Here is an 18,337-nt window from a genome sequence, read left to right as displayed (position 1 = left end):
ACGTTGGGGCTCATGCCGTACTCCTTCGCCGTGACCGCTCGCTCGCAGGCCGCCCCCGAGGCCGTCTTCGCGGCGCTCACGCACGCCGCCACCTGGCCGTCGTGGTCGCCGATCGACTCCGCCGACGTCGAGGGCGGCGATCCGGCGGCCCGGCAGCAGGTGGGCGACACCAGGGTCTTCCGCACCGGGCGCAACGTCTCGCGCGAGCGCGTCGTCGAGCTGGTCCCCGACCGGCGGTTCGTCTACGACAACCTGGGCGGCCCGTTCCGCTCCTACCGCGGGACGGTCGAGCTCGCGCCGGCCGCCGGCGGCGGCACCGACATCACGTGGTCCGCCGCCTTCGAGCCGAGGATGCCGCTGTCGGGCGGCTTCTGGCGGTGGTACCTGACCCGTTTCATGCAGGGCATGGCCGACGGCCTCGCCGCGTACGCCGCCCGCGCGACGACGTGACCGCGGCCCGATGTTTGGCGCGGCTGAGCCGGGAAGAGTGGGTGGGCAACGTTCTCTAGATCATCAGGAGGAAACCCCTTGTCTCAGGACATGTGGAGCTACGGTTCCGACGTCTACGGCGACAAGACTCTCGACGTGGTCGGCTTCGACGTCGAGGCCACCGACGGCTCGATCGGCTCGGTGGACGAGGCGAGCCACACCGTCGGTGACAGCTACCTGGTGGTCGACACCGGTCCGTGGATCTTCGGCAAGAAGGTCGTCCTGCCGGCCGGCACCGTCACGCGGATCGACCCGCAGGAGCGCAAGGTCCACCTCGCGCGGACCAAGCAGGAGATCAAGGACTCGCCGAAGTTCGACGAGGACGCCACGTACAACGACGACGTCCACCGCAACGAGGTGGGCGCGTACTACAGCCGCTTCAACGGCACCGTCTGACCCCGCGTAACCCGGGTACCCGCCGGGGTGCCCGCCGGGCGCGACGCGCGCCGCAGCAGCTGCCAAGGCCCCACAGCTCTGCGACCGGCGGGCCCCCGAGGGCCGGACGTCTCAGGACGTCCGGCCGGTCTGGTGGGTCAGGATGCGCAGGGCGTCGGCGGAGGGCGGGTCGGACGGGGTGTAGATCTCGACCCGGTGGTCAGGGCTGTCGGGCTGGAGCCAGACCTGGTAGTCGACGGTGACCGCGCCGACCGTGGGATGCCGCAGGCGCATCGTGCCCACCGTGCAGTCGGCGACCTCGCCCACCGCCCACAACGCCGCGAACTCCGCGCTGTGCATCGTCAGCTCCCCGATCAGCTCCGCCAGGCGGGCGTCCGAGGGGAAGCGGCCCGCGGTGAGCCGGAGGTAGGCGACATGGATGCGGGCCAGTTCGTCCCAGTTGCGGTGCAGGTCGCGGAAGAGCGGATCCAGGAAGAACATCCTCGGCACGGACGGCCGGTCCGCCGGATCCCACGGCGCCTCGAACGGCAGATGCTCCCCCATCAGCGCATGCCCCGTACGGTTCCACGCGAGCACGTCCCCCCGCCGGCCGAGCACGACCGCCGGCGTCGTGTCCTTCAGCGACTCCAGCAGCGCCAGCACCCGCGGATGAGGCTCCTCCACGGGCGGCCTGGACAATCGTGATCGGGCCGGTTGCCGGGCGAGATTGTGCAGGTGGACGGTCTCGATCCGGTCGAGCCGCAGCACCCGCGCCAGGGCGTCGAGCACCTGCTCCGAGGCGGTCTCCGCCTGCCCCTGCTCCAGCCGCGTGTAGTACCCGGCGCTCACCCCCGCGAGCTGCGCCAGCTCCTCGCGCCGCAGCCCGGGGACCCGGCGGGCCGTCCCGAACGTGCGCAGCCCGATCGCGGCGGGCGTGACCCGATCACGACGGCTCTTCAGAAACGCTCCGAGACTCTCCACCCCACCGAGCCTAGGCCGACCGGCGGGCCGCGTGGGTACACCTGCTGGGTGCACCCACGCCAGGGGGATGGTTGCCGGACGCGTCCTGCCCGAGTGTCGGCGCCATGTATCGACAGCACACGCGCACTCCCCCGGGCCTGCGGGCCTGGCTCGGCCTCCTGGTGATCCTCGGGCCCGTCCTGCTGGTCTCCATGGACGGCTCCATCCTGTTCCTGGCGATGCCCCGGATCAGCCAGGCCCTCACGCCCACCGCGGGCCAGGCCCTGTGGATCCTCGACGTCTACGGCTTCGCCGTCGGCTCCCTGCTGATCGCGTTCGGCAACCTCGGCGACCGGTACGGGCGGCTGCGGCTGCTCATGACCGGCGCCGCGGTCTTCGGCGCCGGCTCCACGGCGGCGGCGTTCGCGCCCAGCGCCGAGCTGCTGATCGCGGCCCGCGCGCTGATGGGCGTGGCGGGCGCGACCCTGCTGCCGTCGGCGCTGGCCGTGCTGAGCGAGCTGTTCGCCGACCCGCGGCGGCGGGCGCAGGCCATCGGCGTGTTCGCCGCGGCGTTCGCGGCCGGGTTCGCCGCCGGGCCGATCGTGGGCGGCGTGCTGCTGGAACGGTTCTGGTGGGGATCGGTCTTCCTGGTCAACCTGCCCGTCCTCGCCCTGTTCCTGGTCTTCGCGCCGATCCTGCTGCGCGAAGTGCGGGCGACCCGCGCCGGGCGCGTGGACGTGCCCAGCGTCGTGACGTCCGCGGCCGGGCTGCTGCTCGCGATCTACGCGCTCAAGCACGCGGCCGCCGAAGGGCTGTCGGCCGTCCCGGTCGTCGCGGGGGCGGCCGGGGCGGGGCTGCTGGCGTGGTTCGTCCGCAGGCAGCGCGGCCTCGCGCAGCCGCTGATCGAGTTCTCGCTGTTCCGCGACCGGGTGTTCACCGTGGCGATCGTCACCGGGCTGCTGCCGCTGGCGGCGTGGTCGGCGACCGCGTACCTGTCGGGCGTCTACCTCCAGTCCGTCCTCGGCCTGCCCGTGCTGCACGCGGCGCTGCTCGCGCTGCCCGGCGCGGTGGTGCTGACCATCACCTGCGTCGTCACGCCCTTCGTGGTCGACCGCGTCGGCCGGCGGGCCGCGCTCGCCGTCTGCCACTTCTCCGTCGCGGCGGGGCTGCTGCTCCTGCTCCCGACGGCCGTCACGGGCGGGGTCGGCTGGTACGTCGCGTCCACGGTCGTGGCGGGCATCGGGTACGGCATCTCGTTCAGCGTCGTCGCCGACACCGCGGTCGGGGCCGTCCCGCCGGAACGGGCGGGAGCGGCGGGGGCGCTGGCCGAGACCAGCAACGAGATCGGCAACGCCCTGGGGATCGCGCTGCTCGGCTCGCTCGCCGCCCTGGTCTTCCGGCTCAGCGGGCCGGACCTGGCCCCCACCCTGGACGAGACCCTCCAGCTGCCCGCCCTCGTGCCGGCGGCGGCCGCGCAGGCCGAGACGGCGTTCGTCACCGGGCTGCACGTGGCCGCGGCGGTGGCCGGGGTCCTGCACGTGGTGCTCGGCGTCGTCGCCCTGCTGCGCACGCCGGCACGGGACGCCCTACGGCCGGTCGGCCACTGAGGGGTGCCCCACGGCCGGTCGGCCACTGAGAGACTGCCACTGAGAGACTGCCACTGAACGGCGCGTCCTCAGCCGTCGGTCAGGAAGGCGAGGGCGTCGGGGACGAACCGCTTGTCGGTGAAGGCGCCGCTGTGGCTGCGGCCGGGGTAGACGACGAGCTGGGCGTCGGGGATGCCCTCGACCGTCTGCCGGGCCAGGTCCAGCGGGTAGACCAGGTCGTCGCCGCCCTGGATCAGCAGGGTGGCCGCCTTGATCTCGTGCAGCCGGCCGCGCAGGTCGAAGCCGTCCTCGGCGTTGAGCACGGTGACGGCGTCGGCGTGGTCGGCGCGCCCGCCGTCCGAGAGCCACAGCAGGCCCCTGAGCAGGACGCGGCCGAGCGCCGACGCGGTGACGATCTCGGCCAGCGCGGGGCTCGGCCGCCTGCCCTGGCGGGCCCGTTCGACGTAGCCGCGCTGGGCCCGCCGGCCGGCCGGGCCGAGGGTGCAGGCCGTGCCCGCCAGGACGAGCCGGTCGACCAGGCCGGGATGGTCGGCGGCCAGTTGCAGGGCGATGGATCCGCCGGTGGACAGGGCCAGCACGTTGACCGGTCCGTCGAACGTGGCCCGGATCGCCTGGGCGAAGATCGCGGCGAGGTCGGCCATCGTCGTGGTGGACGGCAGCCCGGGCGGCCGGTTGACGACGTAGACGGTGAAGTCCCGGGTGAACGGCCGCACCAGCCGCATCGTGGACCAGCGGGTCATGCCGGTCGGGTTGGCCGCCTGCGGGGTGTAGATCAGGACGATCAGCGGCGGCCCTTCCCCGGCCGACAGGTACGGCAGGTCGTTCAGCATGGGGGATCCCTTCCGCCACTGTAACCGTATGAACAGATTGGATTTTTGTTCACAGCATAGGCGAGAACGGGCCGCCCGGGGCGGCGGCGACACCCCGGCCGATGGGCTACAGTCGTCCGCCATGGCCGACTCCTCCTACCTCACGGCGACGGCGCACGCCTACGACGCCGTCGCCGACCTATACGCCGACCTCGCCCGCGACTCGCTCGACCGCCTGCCGCTGGACCGCGCGCTGGTCGCCGCGTTCGCCGAACTCGTCCGGGCCGCCGGACCCCGGCCCGTGGTCGAGGCCGGATGCGGCCCCGGGTACATGACGGCCCACCTGCGCGACCTCGGCCTGGACGCGTCCGGTGTCGACCTGTCCCCCGCGCTGCTCGACATCGCCCGCAGGGACTATCCCGGCCTGCGTTTCGAGCTCGGTTCGATGGACGCCCTCGACGTGGCCGACGGCGAGCTGGGCGGACTGATCTCCTGGTATTCCATGATCCACGTGCCGCCGGCGGAACTGCCGCCGTACTTCGCCGAGTTCCGCCGGGTGCTGGCCCCCGGCGGCCACTTCCTGGTCGCCTTCTTCGAGTCCGAGGGCGACCCGGTCACGGAGTTCGACCACAAGGTCACACCGGCCTACCGGTGGCCGATCGACGAACTGGCCGTCCTGGCCCGCAAGGAGGGGTTCGTCGAGGTGGGCCGGCTGCTCCGCGAGCCGCTGGAGGACGAACGCTTCCGCCGCGGCCACCTGCTGATGCGCGCCGCACCCCCCGGCGACGCTCGCTAGACGAACGGGCGCTCATCCTCGGTAGCCGGGCTTCCGGGCGCGTTCGGCCAGTTCGGCGTACTCCTTTCCGGTCGTGGCGAAGGCCAGGGTGCCGCGCTTCGGGTCGGTGAGCACGAAGTACAGCCAGGAGCCCGCGGCCGGGTGCAGGGCGGCCCTGAGCGCGGCCGCGCCCGGGTTGGCGACGGGCCCGGGAGGCAGGCCCTTGTGACGGTAGGTGTTGTACGGCGACCGCACCCGCACATCGTCGACCGTGACGGGCCCCCGGCGCCTGCCGAGCGCGTAACGGACCGAGCTGTCCACCTGCAGCGGCATGCCGCGGGCCAGCCGGTTGTGCAGCACGCGGGCCACCTTCGGCATGTCGGCCTCCGTGGGCGACTCGGCCTGGACGAGACTCGCCACGACGACCACGTCCAGGGCGTCGGGCCGGGCGGCCAGGCCGAGTTCGTCCGCCGTCGCGCGGAAGCGGGCCACCATCTCGCCCAGGATCTCGGCCGGGGCGGCGGAGCCGGCGAACCGGTACGTGCCGGGGAACGCGAAGCCCTCCAGCCCGCCCTTCGCGTACGGAGGCAGGCCGAGCGCCCGGCCGTCCCCGGCGGCCTTCGCGAACGACTCCGCGGGCCTGCCGGTCACGCGGGCGAGCTCGTCGAACAGGCCGGAGACCCGTTCGCCGTCGTTGACGACCTCCACCTGAGCCCGTCCCGGACCGGGCCGCGTGGCCACGGACGGCGCCGGCCGGCCCGCCTCCGGCGCGAGCGCCCGGACGGCGACCGTGCCTCCGGCGGCCAGGACGACGACGGCGGCCGCCGCCGCCAGCGCGACGCCCCTCCGGCGGGCAGGACGATGCGGTAGGAACCGGGCGGGATGTTGCGATGGGAACCGGGCGGGATATCGCGGGAGGAACCGGGCGGGAGGCGGTGGCGGCTGCTCGTCCGCCATGTCGGCGAGGGTCTCACGCAGCAGGTTCTCGATGTTCAACGGAACTCCCTCACGGCGCTCAGCTCGGGGGCGGTCTTCTTCAGCCGCTCCAGCGATCGGTAGATCTGGCTGCGGACCGAGCCCACGCGCACGCCCAGCAGGTCCGCGATCTCGGTCTCCGACTTGTCCTCGAAGTAGCGCAGGACGAGCATGGTCCGCTGCCGGGGCGTCAGCCGGGACAGCGCCGCCCGCATCGTCAGGCGCAGGTCGGCGGCGTCGGCGTGCCCGTCGCCGGGCCGGTCGAGCCGCTCGTCCGTGCTCACCTCCACGACCCGCGACCGGCGGCGCCACCGGCTCACCTGCTCGTGGTACATGGTGCGGCGGACGTACCCCTCGACGGCCTCGGGGTCGCGCAGGCCGCGCCACCGCGCGGCCGTCTTCGCCAGGGCCGACTGGACGAGGTCCTCGGCGGCGTGCCGGTCGCCGGTCAGCAGGTACGCCGTGCGGAACAGCGCCCCCGACCGGTCGATGACGAACTGCCGCAGAACCGCCTCGAAGCCTGGATCCACCCGTCCTCCTCCTGGTGTCACCCACCAAGGACGAGCGGGCGTCCCGGAACTATGCCGGACGCCGGAAGGCCGTGAATCCGGTGACTTGAGTTCGCCCATAGGCGAACTCCTAGCGTCGGTGCCATGACGGAAACCAACGCCGGCAGCCGCCTCCGGATCGCCGTGGTGATCGGAAGCGTGCGCAGGCCCAGAATGGCCGACCCGCTCGCCGCCTGGCTGGAGCGCGAGCTCAGCACGTTCGACTGGCTCGACCTCGACATGATCGACCTGGCCGCGGTCTCGCTGCCGATGCACGAGCTGCAGCCCGGCGGAGGGGGCGCGTCCCCGATCGGCGACGCGCTCGCCGACGCCGACGGGTTCGTGTTCCTCGTCCCGGAGTACAACCACAGTTTCCCCGCCGCGGTGAAGAACGCGATCGACTGGCACTTCACCGAGTGGGCGTACAAGCCGGTCGCGTTCGTCGGGTACGGCGCCTCCGGCGGCATCAGGGCCGTGGCGCAGTTGCGCATGGTCTTCCCCGAACTGCGGGCCGCGACGGTCCGCGAGTCGGTGCTGATCCCCATGGCGTGGGAGCACCTGGACGCCGACGGCCGTTTCGTTCCCCCGCCGGGCACGACGCAGGCGTTGCACACGACGATGGGCGAGCTGCGCACGTGGGCGCGGGCACTGCGTCCCGTCCGCGTCCCGGATCTGGCCGGTCGACGGTGAGCAGGCTGACCGGGCCGGAGCTGCGCGCCGCGGTCGTCCTGATGGCCGGCGGGCTGCTCGCGGTGCTGGACGCCACGATCGTCGTGGTGGCGCTGCCCGCGCTGATGGCGGCGTTCGGCGCGTCGCTGAGCTCCGTGCAATGGGTCCTCACCGCGTACGCGCTCGGGATGGTGGCGACGATGCCGCTGGCCGCCGGGCTCGCCGCGCGCTGGGGCGCCCGGCGCGTGTACCTGGCGGCGCTGGTCGGCTTCGCGGTCGCCTCCGCCGCCGCCGGCGCGGCCGGTGGCCTGGACGGACTGATCGCCGCGCGGGCGGCGCAGGGTCTCAGCGGCGGCCTGCTGGCGCCGCTGGGGATGGCGATCGGGTTCGGCGCGGTCGCGCCCGAACGCCGCAGCCGGATGACGGCGGTCACCGGGGTGCCGCTGTTGGCCGGGCCGATCCTGGGCCCGCTGCTCGGCGCGGCGCTCCTGGGCGCCGGCTCCTGGCGCGCGCTGTTCTACGTCACCGTGCCGCTGGCGCTGCTGGCCGCCGCGGGCGCGCCGGCCTGGTTGCCGGCCGACCCCGCGCGCGGCCGGCCGGTCCGGCCGGACCTGGTGGGGGCGATGCTGCTGGTGCCCGGCATCGTCGCGGTGGCGTACGGCATCAGCGCCCAGGACAGCCCGGCCTGGACGCGGATCGCCGCGGTGGCCGCCGGCGCGGTGCTGGTCGCGGCCTTCTGCGTCCGGGCGCTGAGGCGTCCGGAACCGCTGCTGCGGATCCGGCTGCTCGGCGATCCCACGTTCGGCCGGGGCGCCGCGGTGCTCGCCCTGTACGCCGCCCCCTACTTCGGCTCGGCTCTGCTGATGCCCACCTACGTCCAGACGCTGCGTCACGACAGCGCCTCGGTCACGGCCGCGCTGATGGTCCCCGGCGCCGTCGGCATGGGCCTCAGCCTGCAGGTCGCCGCCCGGCTGCTGGAACGGCTCGGCCCCCGGCGGGTCGTCGGCACCGGGCTCGGACTCGTGATCGCGTCCGGCGCGGTCCAGGTGGTCATCCTGGCGCCGGACACCCCCTATCCGGTGCTCGGGCTGTTCGCGCTGCTCCAGGGGGCGGGCACCGGCGCGATCATGATGCCGACGATGTCCGGTTCCAGCCGGAACCTCCACGGCCCCGACCTGGCCTCGGGTTCCGCGCTGTTGTCGCTGGTGAGCACGGTCGCCAACGGCATGGGCACCGTGGCGGTCGGCGCGCTGTTCACGGCGCTGACCGCCGCGATGACCGGCGGCCTGTCGCTCGCGGCCCTGGCCGCCATGGACGCGACGACAAGGGCAGCGCAGGCGGTCGCCGTCACCGACGCCCTGCGGCTGACCCAGGCGGCGGCCCTCGTCGTGATGGCGCTGGCCCTCGTCGTACGATTGCGCTCTGCGGCCCGGCCCTCGGCGATGCCAGGCCGGCGGGAGTCGGCTGAGAGGACGGTGAGCACGCCATGACCGTCACCGACCGTCCCGGCTCCGAGACGATCCCGGCCTCGCTCACGGTCGGGCAGGTGGCCAGGGCCGCCGGGGTGACGCCCAACGCCGTCCGCTTCTACGAGCGCTACGGCGTGATCACCGGCCACCGCAACAGCGGCAACGCCCGCCGCTTCACCGTCGACGCGGTCTGCCGGATCAAGCTCGCCCTCGCCGCGCAGCGGGTCGGCATCACCCTCAAGGAGAGCGCCGACATCCTCTCCGGCATCCCGCCCATGTCCCGCGACCTCGGCCAGTGGGTCGCCGCGGGCGAGGAGCTCGTCCGGATCGGCCGCGCCCGCATCGACCAGCTGCAGACGACCGTGAACGAGCTGGCCACCCTGGACTTCCTCCAGTCCCCTTGATCGCCCCGCGGGCGCCGAGCGGCACGCCTGCCACCCGCCCGCGCGTGGCCTTCGGGTGACTCCTCCCCTGATCGACAGGAGCACATCATGAGCAACCTCCATGGCAGGACCGCGCTCGTCACCGGCGCGAGCAGAGGGATCGGCCGGGCCATCGCCCAGCGTCTGGCCGCGGACGGCGCGCGCGTCGCCGTCCACTACGGCGGCAACGACCAGGCCGCCGCGGAGACCGTCGCCGCGGTCGAGGCGGCGGGCGGGCAGGCGTTCGCCCTGCGGGCCGAGCTGGGCACGCCGGGCGACGCCGAACGCCTGTGGGCCGCCTTCGACGCCCACGCCGACGGGCTGGACATCCTGGTCAACAACGCCGGCATCCTGGGCGACGAGCCCGGCATCGAGCACGTCACCAGACGGCAGTTCGAACGGCTCTTCGCGGTCAACGCCACCGCCCCGTTCTTCGTCACCCAGCTCGCACTCCCCCGGCTGCGCGACGGCGGCCGGATCGTCAACGTCTCCACGATGCTGACCCGCGGCTCGGCGATGCCGACGGCGATCAGCTACGCCATGTCCAAGGCCGCGCTCGACGTGCTCACCTCGACGCTGGCCAAGCAGCTCGGGCCGCGCGGGATCACCGTCAACACCGTGGCGCCCGGCGTCATCGACACCGACATGCACGAGGGCAGACTCGTCGGGGACGCGCTGACCTGGTTGTCGTCGCTGTCCCCCATGGGCCGCGTGGGCACCCCCGAGGACGTGGCCGGCGCGGTGGCCTTCCTGGCCGGCGACGACAGCCGCTGGGTGACCGGCCACTGGCTGGACGCCTCGGGCGGCACCCTCCTCTGACGACGCGACCCGAGCAGTCCCTACCCGAGCAGCCGCGACACCCGCACGGCCTGAACCGCCAGCGGGTGTGGCGGCGGAGGGGAGCCCCGAGAATGGGAGCATTATGGACAATCACCTCACCGCAGCCACGAGGGGACGCGCGCGGGCGCGCGAGCTGGGCGTCGTCGTCGGCGCCCTGCCGACCGGGCCGTTGAACGCGATCACCGACGTCGAAGGCGTCCTGGTCGGCCACACCACCCTCGACGACGGCGCCGACCTGCACACCGGGGTCACCGCCATCGTCCCGCGTCAGCTCACCGCCGAACGGCGGGCGCTGCCCGCGGCCGTGTACGCCGGCAACGGATACGGCAAACTGGTCGGCTCCACCCAGATCGACGAACTCGGCGTGCTGGAGTCGCCCGTCGTGCTGACCGCCACGCTGTCGGCGTTCCGGGCCGCGGACGCGCTGCTCACCTACCTGATGGACCGCAGCCCGGAGGGCATCTCCTTCAACCCGGTCGTGGGCGAGACCAACGACGGTTTCCTGTCCGACATCCGGCGCCGCCCGATCACCGAACGGCACGTGCTCGACGCGCTGGAGGGGGCGTCCGGCGGCCTGCCCGCCGAAGGGTGCGTGGGAGCGGGCACCGGGACGACGGCGCTGGGCTACAAGGCGGGCATCGGCACCTCATCCCGGCGGCCGATGATCGAGGGGGCCGCGGGAGGCGAGGGGGGCGCGGTGACGGTCGGGGCGCTCGTCCAGGCGAACTTCGGCGGCGTGCTGACCGTGGGCGGCGTCCCGATGCCGGTCGAGGAGCTCGTCCCGGGGGCCGCCGGCGAGGAGCCCGTCGGCAACTCCTGCATGATCGTGGTGGCCACCGACGCGCCGCTCGACGCGCGTCAGCTCGCCCGCCTGGCCCGCCGGGCGATCTTCGCGATGGGCCGCGTCGGGGCGTCGTACTCCAACGGGAGCGGCGACTACGCCATCGCCTTCAGCACCGCCTCGCCCGAGCTCCCGCGCCTGCCCGACGCCGGCCTGAACCCGCTGTTCGCCGCGGTCATGGACGCGGTGGAGGAGGCGCTGCTCAACTCCCTGTTCACCGCGACGACCACCACCGGCGTGCGCGGCCGGACCCGTCACGCCGTTCCCTACGACCGACTCCCGCGCACCGGCGCGGGACAGCAGGCCGGCTAGCCACCGGTCAGGACGGCTGGAGCGCGTCGAAGACGGCCAGGGCCGTGGCGGGATCCGGGCCGACGAGACGTTCCAGGCCGTCCGCCGTCATCTTCGCCCACTTGCCGGCCCGTTCCCACATCCGCTCCTCGAAGGCGCGGACGACCTCGTCCGGATCGCCGGGGCCGGCGGCGAGGGCCTCGGCGAGCTCGGCGCCCTCCAGCATCGCCAGGTTCGCGCCCACTCCCAAGGGCGGCATCAGGTGGGCGGCGTCCCCCAGGAGCGTCACCCCGGGGACGTGGGCCCAGGTGTGGGCGACGGGCAGGACGTAGAGGGGACGGTCGACGAACGCGGTGCCGCGGCGCAGGAGGTCGAGCACGGGGTCGGCCCAGCCCTCGAACAGCGCCAGCAGGCGGGACCGCACGGCCTCGACGCCGTCCGGGCCCGTGCCGGTGTCCGCGTGCCGCTCCAGCGGCGCGCGGAACTGGGCGTACACCTTGACGTGGCCGCCGCTGTTGCGCTGGGCGACGATGGACCGGTTCACGCCGTAGACGGCCACGGAACCGTCGCCGACCAGCCGGGCGAGGTCCGGGTGGCGGGTGTCGACGTCGTCGAGTGAGGTCTCGACGGCGGTGACGCCGGTGTAGTGCGGCGTCGCGGCGGAGAGCGCCGGGCGGACCCGGGACCAGGCCCCGTCCGCGCCGACCACGAGGTCGAACGTCTCCTGCCGCCCGTCGGCGAAGCGGAGCAGCGCGCCGTCCCGCGTTCCGGGCGTCACCTCCGTCACGCCGTGCCCCCACCGGACGTCCAGCGGGCCGAGCAGCAGGTCGCGCAGCTGCCCGCGGTCGATCTCCGGATTGGCCTGCTCGTCCGGACGGGGCCGCCAGTCGCGCAGCACGGTCCCGTCGGGGGCGAGGATGCGCATGGCCTGCCCCTCGGGACGGGACAGCGCCCGGAACTCCGCCAGCAGCCCCGCCTTGTCCAGGGCGCGCTGGCCCATCCCCTCGTGCAGGTCGATCGTGCCGCCCGGAGGACGGGCGTAGGGCCCGGCATCGCGCTCGAAGACGGTGACGGGGTGGCCGTGGCGGTGCAGGACGCGGGCGAAGGTGAGGCCAGCGGGCCCGCCTCCCACAACGGCGATACGATGTCTCATGTCGATACACTGTATTTCGCCGATACGCTGTATCGCAACAGTACGATGTATCCATGACTGTGTGGGACCGCCCGGAGCCGCCGACCCGCCCCGCGCCGCTCGATCGGCGGCGGATCGTCGCCGCCGCCGTCGCGCTGGCCGACGAGGGCGGGCTGGAGGCGGTGTCGTTGCGCAAGGTCGCCGCCCGGCTCGACGTCGGCCCGATGCGGCTGTACGGATACATCTCCACCAAGGAGGAGCTGTTCGACCTCATGGTGGACGAGGTCCACGCCGAGATCCTGCCCGACGGGCCGCCCGGCGGCTGGCGGGAGGCGCTGCGCGACCACGCGGTCCGCACCCGGCAGGCCGCCCTCCGTCACGAATGGCTGGCCGACCTGCTCGGCGGCCGTCCGAGCCTGGGCCCGAACGCCCTCGCCGTGACCGAGCGCACGCTGGCCGCCCTCGACGGCCACGCCGACCTCGACACCGTCATGCACGCCGTGCAGACCGTCGGCGCGTACATGACCGGCGCGATCAGACGCGAGATCGCGCACCTGCGGGCCGAGCGCGCCACGGGCCTGTCCAAGCGCGACTGGCAGCGCGCCTACGGCCCGCACGTGAGCCGGATGCTGGCCACCGGCCGCTACCCCACGCTGGCCAAATTCGTGCACGACGGCACGGAGGTGACCGCCGAGGAGTCCTTCACGACCGGCCTGGAGTGGGTCCTCGACGCCGTGTCCGCCAGACTCGACCGGCCGTCGGCATGACACCCCCTGTGCCGCCTTCCACACCGCCCCCTGTGCCGCCTTCCGGGGCCGCCGCGGCGTCGCCCGCGGGGGCGCGCCGGCGGATGTGGCCGCTGTACGCGGCCGGGTTCACCACCGCGTTCGGCGCGCACGGCATCGCCGCCAACCTCGGCGGCTTCTCCTCGGACGCGGTCACCTCGCTGCTCGTCCTCGGCGGGCTGCTGGCCCTGTACGACGGCGCCGAGGTGCTGCTCAAACCGCTGTTCGGCAGCCTCGCCGACCGTATAGGCGCCCGTCCGGTGCTGGTGGGCGGGCTGGTGGCGTTCGCGGTCGCCTCCGGCCTGTACGTCGTCGCCGACAGCCCCGGCTGGTTGTGGGCCGCCCGCCTGGGCCAGGGAGCGGCGGCCTCGGCATTCTCACCGTCGGCCTCGGCGCTGGTGGCCCGGCTCAATCCGGCCGCCAAGCTCGGCCGGGCCTTCGGCGGCTACGGCTTCTGGAAGTCGATCGGCTACACCCTGGGCCCGCTGCTGGGCGGCGTGCTGGTGTGGGCCGGCGGCCTGCGGCTGCTGTTCGCGGTCCTGACCGTGCTGGGCGCGGCGGTCGCCGTGTGGGCCGCGCTGGCCGTGCCCGGGGTGCCGCCGCTGCCCAAGGTCCGCCAGACGGTGCTGGACCTGGCGCGGCGCCTGGCCGATCCGGCCTTCCTCGCGCCGACCGCCGCCCTGGCCGGGGCCACCGCCGCGCTGTCGGTCGGCGTGGGCTTCCTGCCCGTGTCCGGCCGGGCCGCCGAACTGGGCACGGTTGCGACGGGCGCGGCGGTGTCCGTCCTGGCGGCGTGTGCGGCGGTGGTCCAGCCCAGGGCCGGGCGGGCCCTCGACGAAGAGCGTCTGTCGACCCGTACCGGCCTGCTGGGCGGGCTGCTGGTCACCGCGGCCGGGCTGGCCTGCGCCATGCTGCCCGGCCTGGCCGGCATCCTGTCGGCCGCCGTGCTGATCGGGGCCGGGACGGGGCTCATCACCCCGCTCGGGTTCGCCGCCCTCGCCGCCCGCACCCCGGCCGAGCGCATGGGCCAGACCATGGGCGCCGCCGAACTCGGCCGGGAGCTGGGCGACGCCGGGGGCCCGCTGCTCGTGGCCGGCGTCGCCACCCTGGCCTCGCTCACCTACGGTTACGCCGCCCTGGCCCTCCTGCTCGCCGCCGGCCCCCTCATCGCCCTCGCCGTCCGCCGCCCCCGCCGCGGTGACGGTCCTGCGCCAGGCGTCCCGTCACCGTGACCAGGCGCTGATCGGCTTCAGATGCGGGGCCGAAGGGTGCGCCGGACGGCGACACCGCCCATGGCGAGAGCGGGGATGAGCAGGATTCCCGCTTCGGTCCATTGGAACTGCCAGAACCTGTTCGCCGGGTGGTATTCCGCCACGAGTCGATAGCCGTGGCTGAACGTGCACTTGGCGTACTTCATGGTCGACTCGTCTGTCCCGCAGGGGCCGGCGAGCGCGAGCTCTGCCTGCTGAGAGGTGTACTGCGTGCCGCTCCTGTCGATCCAGTAGCTGTTCACATGCAGGGCGCCTTCCGGTTCGAGTTCGTCGACGACCGCGGCCTGCACGACTCGTTCCGGCGGCGCGTAGGAGGACGGCGCCCTGAGAAGTCCGAAGAAGGCCAGCCCGCACACCGCCAGGGTCACCGCCATCGCCGGCAGAGTCCGCCGGAACAGCGCGCCCGTGGCCATGCCGAGCACGAACGCGGACAGCCACCACGCCGCCGGCATGATGCCGACGAGGCGGAACCAGGTCAAGTCGAAGCGGTCGACGTTGTACGGGGGGACGTCGAAGGCGGCCAGCCACTGCTCCACAATGCCGGCCAGCACCAGCCCGCCGAGCGTGACCGCGGCGCCGAGCGCAACGATCTTGGTCGCCAGCCAGCGTCGCCGCGTCACCGACTGGGTCCAGGTCAGTTGGTGCGTGCCGTGCTCGTACTCCCGGGCCAGGAGCGGAGCGCCCCAGAAGGCGCCGATCAACGCCGGGGCCAGCAGTGTGAGCCAGCCGAGGAGTTCACCCACCGAGTACATGCGCTCGTTCATCTCCATGCGGTAGGCGCTGCACACGGGCGTGTCCGCCACGCAGCCGGCCGCCGGAGCGGACCGGGCGGCGAAGTCGGCCGCGCCCAGACCGCTGACGAGGAGAACCACCCCGAGGACGGCCAGCAGCACCGTGGTGACGAGCACCTGCAGGCGATGCTGCCGCCAGGTAAGCCACAACACTTCCAGGTCTCCTTAGCGGTCAGAAAGGGTCAACGTCGGATGAGGCAGGGAGGTGGTGTCGGGGCGGCGCAGGTAGGCCAGCACCAGTTCCTCGAGGCTCACACCGGACACACTCCATCGCGGGTCGTGCAGAAACGTTCCCGGGCCGGTACGGGCCAGCAGGCCGGCCTGCCGTCCGCTGCGGCTGTCGCTGATCACCGGCATCCGGGCTGCCACCCCGTCGGCCAGTTCGGCCGGGCCGGACAACATCCGGTGAGTGGCGAGCAGCTCGTCGACCTCGCCGCTGATCTGGACCTGGCCGCGGTTGAGCACCACCAGCCAATCGCAGGCGTTGGTCAGGTCCGACACCACATGGGAGGACAGCACGACGGTCATCTGCGTCTCGGCCACCGCCGCCATCAGGGAGCGCATGACGTCGTGCCGGGCCACCGGGTCGAGGTTGGCCAGCGGCTCGTCCATGACCAGCAGCTCCGGCCGCTTGGCCACGGCGACGGTCAGCGCGACCTGCGCCTGCTGACCTCCGGAAAGCCTGCCGACCTTGCGGTTCAGCGGGATGTCCAGCTCCGCCAGCCGTTGCCGGGCCAGGGCGTCGTCCCACCCCGGATTGAGACGGCGTCCGAAGCGGAGCATCTCAGCGACGGTGAAGCCGTCGTAGAGGGGTTTGTCCTGAGCCAGGAACGCCACCCGCGCGAGGGCCTCCGCCCGCTGCCCGACCAGTTCGCCGAAGACCCGCACACTGCCCCGAGTGGGAGCGATCAGCCCGGCGACCAGGTGCAGGAACGTGGACTTGCCCGCGCCGTTCGGCCCGACCAACGCAACCACCCGGCCGGCGGGGACGGACAGCGTGCAGTCGCGTAACGCCCACGTGCCCCGATACCGCTTGGCCAGCCTCACGGCCTCCAGAGCCGTCGGGCTCTGTGCGGGAGCGGTGAGCTCCCCGGAACCGCCGCCGAACATCCTCGCTGTCCGATCCGCTGTCATGCGATCCCCTCCTGGGCGGAGTCGGCGAGCACCATGGCGAACAACGCCTCCATGTCTCCTTGGTCGAGCCCCGCTGCGCGGCAGTCGTGCACCCACCGGGCGAGGTCGCGGCGGAGCCGGGTGTGATCGGCCGCGGCTCCGCTGCCCAGGGACCGCCGTACGAACGTGCCCAGCCCGGGCCGGCCGGCGACGAACCCCTCGTGTTCCAGTTCGCGGTAGGCCTTGGCCACGGTGTTCGGGTTGATCGCGAGGTCGCTGACGACCTCTTTGATCGTCGGCAGCCGATCGCCGGGCATGAGCGCGCCGAGCCGCAAGGCGTGTTTGACCTGGTGCACCAGTTGCAGATATGTCGCCACACCGGAGCTGGGGTCGAGGCGAAACTTGATCACCGCAATACCCTTTTCCTATTAGATTAGTAAAAGGGTATTGGCGCCCGCGATCTTCGTCAACTTGGTCTCCTGGCCTCTTGCGCGGGTCGTCGCCGGCCGCTGCCGCTGCTCGCCGGGGCGCGGGTGATCGTCGGCGCCGGCCGGTTCTGGCATCATCGCCGGGTGATCCCCATGACGACCGACCGGCTGCTCCTGCGTCCACCGGACGGCGACGACCTCGCCCCCTTCACCGCCATGAACGCCGATCCCGAGGTCATGCGGTACATCGGCGACGGGTCCGTCCCGCCGCCGGACCCGGACCGCACGGCGGCGTGGATCGCGCGCGCCCGGCGGGAATGGCGGGAGAGCGGCCACGGCCCGCTCTCCGTCGTCGTGCGCGAGACCGGGCTGACGGCCGGCTGGGTCACCCTGACGGTGCCCGCGTTCCTCCCCGAGATCCTGCCCGCCGTGGAGATCGGCTGGCGGCTCGGACGAGCGCACTGGGGCAACGGCTACGCCACCGAGGCGGCCGGAAGGCTGCTGCGGTTCGGGTTCGCCGAGTGCGGCCTCGACCGGATCGTCAGCATCCGTCACGTGGACAACCAGCGCTCACGCCGGGTGATGGACAAGCTCGGCCTGCGGTTCGCGTTCGAGACGGTGGTCCCGGCCCACGGACGGCCGGTCGCCGTGCACGAGATCACCAGAGCCGCCCGCGAGGAGCCGCCACCCCACCCGCGCCTGCCGTAGAGCAAGAGCACGGCGGCCCGACGCCGGCGGCCGCCTCACCGCCCCCGAGGCGGCCGACCTGTGCCTGGCCGACGCGCTGCGCCTGGTCGGCGGGCAGGCATGATCCGCTAGGCGGGGTCGCGGGGAGGCCCGGACGGCCAGGCGACGTCGTCCACCGCGAGGAACGGCGAGAGCGCGACCGCGGCCGGCGTCACGCCCGCGAAGGTCATGACGTCCCTGTGCAGGTGAGACTGGTCGGCGTAACCGCTCTCGGCCGCCACCAGGGCGGCGCGCTCACCGGCGGCCAGACGGTGGGCCGCCTGGTCGAAGCGGATGAGCCGGGCGACCCGCTTCGGCGTGAGGCCGACCTGGGCGCGGAACCGGGCCCACAGGCGTTTGCGGCTCCAGCCCGCCTCGGCGGCGAGCCGCTCGACGGGCACCCGTCCGCCGCTGGCCGCCATCCGCCGCCAGGAGAAGGCGACCTCAGGATCGGCGGCCCGGCCCTGGTCGGCCCGCCTGGCCAGGGCGTCGCGCGCGATCGCGAACCGGTCCTCCCACGACCGGGCGGCCCGCAGCCGCTCCTGGACGCGTTCGGCCTCGCGCCCCCAGAGGTCGTCGAGCGCGACCACCGTGCCGCTCAGCTCGGCGGACGCGCCCAGGACGGCGTGCGCCGCCATCGGCGACAACCGGACCTGCAGGCACTCCATCCGGCGGGTCAGGCCGCTCCCCCGCACCTGTCGGGGCGCGAGGCCGGCGACGACGCGCCCGAGCTGGCGGGAGCCGCGGTCGTCCTCGATGGTGAACGGCTCGTCGCCGAGGTCGAAGAGCAGGGTGACCGCGGGGTGCGGGACCAGGGCGAGGTCGCGGAACTCGTTCGCCCGGTCGCTGAACCCCGCCATGACGACCCCGGGCAGGCCGCCGGGCCGCGACGGGACGGTGATCTCCCATCCGGGCACATGACCGCGAACCGCCGCAACTGACCGCACCCCGACATCGTACGAGCCCCGTACGCGCGGTGACGGGCGCGGGCTGGCCGGCCACCGCATCGGTCACTAGACTC

At 73.6% G+C, this 18,337-nt stretch carries 21 protein-coding genes; 12 read left to right on the top strand and 9 right to left on the bottom strand.

Going from position 1 to position 18,337, the window contains the following annotated elements; translation table 11 throughout:
- Window positions 1–12: 12 nt before the first annotated feature.
- Window positions 13–450, top strand: a complete 438-nt coding sequence (locus ACFYYW_RS39385; RefSeq protein ID WP_352324773.1) for an SRPBCC family protein — start codon at window positions 13–15, stop codon at window positions 448–450.
- A gap of 78 nt (window positions 451–528) precedes the next feature.
- Window positions 529–885: a PRC-barrel domain containing protein gene (locus ACFYYW_RS39380; RefSeq protein WP_352324772.1), complete on the top strand. Its 357-nt coding sequence runs from the start codon at window positions 529–531 to the stop codon at window positions 883–885.
- A gap of 111 nt (window positions 886–996) precedes the next feature.
- Here the strand turns inward: ACFYYW_RS39380 and ACFYYW_RS39375 are convergent, their stop codons facing one another.
- Window positions 997–1,845, bottom strand: coding sequence for a helix-turn-helix transcriptional regulator (locus ACFYYW_RS39375; RefSeq protein WP_387657163.1), 849 nt, complete (start codon window positions 1,843–1,845; stop codon window positions 997–999).
- A gap of 104 nt (window positions 1,846–1,949) precedes the next feature.
- Here ACFYYW_RS39375 and ACFYYW_RS39370 point away from each other — a divergent pair, with 104 nt between their 5' ends.
- Complete coding sequence (locus ACFYYW_RS39370) at window positions 1,950–3,431, top strand: MFS transporter (RefSeq protein WP_387657160.1); 1,482 nt, start codon at window positions 1,950–1,952, stop codon at window positions 3,429–3,431.
- A 68-nt stretch (window positions 3,432–3,499) separates the two neighbouring features.
- Here ACFYYW_RS39370 and ACFYYW_RS39365 read toward each other — a convergent pair whose 3' ends face one another.
- Complete coding sequence (locus ACFYYW_RS39365) at window positions 3,500–4,261, bottom strand: alpha/beta fold hydrolase (RefSeq protein ID WP_387657157.1); 762 nt, start codon at window positions 4,259–4,261, stop codon at window positions 3,500–3,502.
- 121 nt (window positions 4,262–4,382) lie between these two features.
- Here ACFYYW_RS39365 and ACFYYW_RS39360 point away from each other — a divergent pair, with 121 nt between their 5' ends.
- Complete coding sequence (locus tag ACFYYW_RS39360) at window positions 4,383–5,036, top strand: class I SAM-dependent DNA methyltransferase (protein WP_387657154.1); 654 nt, start codon at window positions 4,383–4,385, stop codon at window positions 5,034–5,036.
- A gap of 12 nt (window positions 5,037–5,048) precedes the next feature.
- On the opposite strand, the gene mltG is transcribed toward ACFYYW_RS39360, so the two are convergent.
- Window positions 5,049–6,011, bottom strand: a complete 963-nt coding sequence (mltG, locus tag ACFYYW_RS39355) for an endolytic transglycosylase MltG (protein WP_387657151.1) — start codon at window positions 6,009–6,011, stop codon at window positions 5,049–5,051.
- Entirely contained in the window at window positions 6,008–6,520 is a 513-nt protein-coding gene (locus ACFYYW_RS39350) for a SigE family RNA polymerase sigma factor (protein WP_352324764.1), read from the bottom strand. The genes mltG and ACFYYW_RS39350 overlap by 4 nt, the downstream gene beginning before the upstream one ends.
- 123 nt (window positions 6,521–6,643) lie before the next feature.
- Between ACFYYW_RS39350 and ACFYYW_RS39345 the strand changes: the two genes are divergently transcribed.
- The 5 genes from ACFYYW_RS39345 to ACFYYW_RS39325 all read left to right on the top strand — a co-directional run bounded on the left by ACFYYW_RS39345 (window position 6,644) and on the right by ACFYYW_RS39325 (window position 11,091).
- A complete protein-coding gene (locus ACFYYW_RS39345; RefSeq protein WP_387657148.1) occupies window positions 6,644–7,228 on the top strand; it encodes an NADPH-dependent FMN reductase in 585 nt (194 codons plus the stop codon).
- Window positions 7,225–8,697 (top strand): DHA2 family efflux MFS transporter permease subunit, encoded by a 1,473-nt coding sequence (locus ACFYYW_RS39340; protein WP_387657145.1) that lies wholly within the window; start codon window positions 7,225–7,227, stop codon window positions 8,695–8,697. The genes ACFYYW_RS39345 and ACFYYW_RS39340 overlap by 4 nt, the downstream gene beginning before the upstream one ends.
- Entirely contained in the window at window positions 8,694–9,080 is a 387-nt protein-coding gene (locus ACFYYW_RS39335; RefSeq protein WP_364390257.1) for a MerR family transcriptional regulator, read from the top strand. The genes ACFYYW_RS39340 and ACFYYW_RS39335 overlap by 4 nt, the downstream gene beginning before the upstream one ends.
- 87 nt (window positions 9,081–9,167) lie before the next feature.
- Window positions 9,168–9,917: an SDR family oxidoreductase gene (locus ACFYYW_RS39330; RefSeq protein ID WP_387657142.1), complete on the top strand. Its 750-nt coding sequence runs from the start codon at window positions 9,168–9,170 to the stop codon at window positions 9,915–9,917.
- Between the two features lie 103 nt (window positions 9,918–10,020).
- A complete protein-coding gene (locus tag ACFYYW_RS39325; protein WP_387657139.1) occupies window positions 10,021–11,091 on the top strand; it encodes a P1 family peptidase in 1,071 nt (356 codons plus the stop codon).
- Window positions 11,092–11,098: 7 nt separating this feature from the next.
- Here ACFYYW_RS39325 and ACFYYW_RS39320 read toward each other — a convergent pair whose 3' ends face one another.
- Complete coding sequence (locus ACFYYW_RS39320) at window positions 11,099–12,223, bottom strand: FAD-dependent oxidoreductase (protein WP_387657137.1); 1,125 nt, start codon at window positions 12,221–12,223, stop codon at window positions 11,099–11,101.
- A 53-nt stretch (window positions 12,224–12,276) separates the two neighbouring features.
- On the opposite strand from ACFYYW_RS39320, the gene ACFYYW_RS39315 reads away from it, so the two are divergent.
- Both ACFYYW_RS39315 and ACFYYW_RS39310 read left to right on the top strand, forming a co-directional pair.
- A complete protein-coding gene (locus ACFYYW_RS39315; protein ID WP_387657134.1) occupies window positions 12,277–12,969 on the top strand; it encodes a TetR/AcrR family transcriptional regulator in 693 nt (230 codons plus the stop codon).
- A gap of 32 nt (window positions 12,970–13,001) precedes the next feature.
- A complete protein-coding gene (locus ACFYYW_RS39310; RefSeq protein WP_387657131.1) occupies window positions 13,002–14,219 on the top strand; it encodes an MFS transporter in 1,218 nt (405 codons plus the stop codon).
- A gap of 17 nt (window positions 14,220–14,236) precedes the next feature.
- Here the strand turns inward: ACFYYW_RS39310 and ACFYYW_RS39305 are convergent, their stop codons facing one another.
- From ACFYYW_RS39305 to ACFYYW_RS39295, 3 genes are read right to left on the bottom strand one after another with little or no spacing between them, the layout of a single operon-like run.
- A complete protein-coding gene (locus ACFYYW_RS39305; RefSeq protein ID WP_387657128.1) occupies window positions 14,237–15,166 on the bottom strand; it encodes an ABC transporter permease in 930 nt (309 codons plus the stop codon).
- Between the two features lie 48 nt (window positions 15,167–15,214).
- Window positions 15,215–16,183 (bottom strand): ABC transporter ATP-binding protein, encoded by a 969-nt coding sequence (locus tag ACFYYW_RS39300; protein WP_387657126.1) that lies wholly within the window; start codon window positions 16,181–16,183, stop codon window positions 15,215–15,217.
- Window positions 16,180–16,572: a GntR family transcriptional regulator gene (locus tag ACFYYW_RS39295; RefSeq protein WP_387657123.1), complete on the bottom strand. Its 393-nt coding sequence runs from the start codon at window positions 16,570–16,572 to the stop codon at window positions 16,180–16,182. Before ACFYYW_RS39295 ends, ACFYYW_RS39300 begins: the two co-directional genes overlap by 4 nt.
- Window positions 16,573–16,743: 171 nt before the next feature.
- On the opposite strand from ACFYYW_RS39295, the gene ACFYYW_RS39290 reads away from it, so the two are divergent.
- The gene (locus ACFYYW_RS39290; protein ID WP_387657352.1) at window positions 16,744–17,298 is read left to right on the top strand and encodes a GNAT family N-acetyltransferase; all 555 of its coding nucleotides are present in this window, start codon (window positions 16,744–16,746) and stop codon (window positions 17,296–17,298) included.
- Between the two features lie 107 nt (window positions 17,299–17,405).
- On the opposite strand, the gene ACFYYW_RS39285 is transcribed toward ACFYYW_RS39290, so the two are convergent.
- Window positions 17,406–18,263, bottom strand: a complete 858-nt coding sequence (locus ACFYYW_RS39285; protein ID WP_364415481.1) for a helix-turn-helix domain-containing protein — start codon at window positions 18,261–18,263, stop codon at window positions 17,406–17,408.
- Between the last annotated feature and the right edge of the window lie 74 nt (window positions 18,264–18,337).

The organism is Nonomuraea sp. NPDC001831 (genome assembly GCF_042892035.1).
Taxonomy (GTDB): domain Bacteria; phylum Actinomycetota; class Actinomycetes; order Streptosporangiales; family Streptosporangiaceae; genus Nonomuraea.
This window is presented reverse-complemented; position numbering and strand designations above follow the sequence as displayed.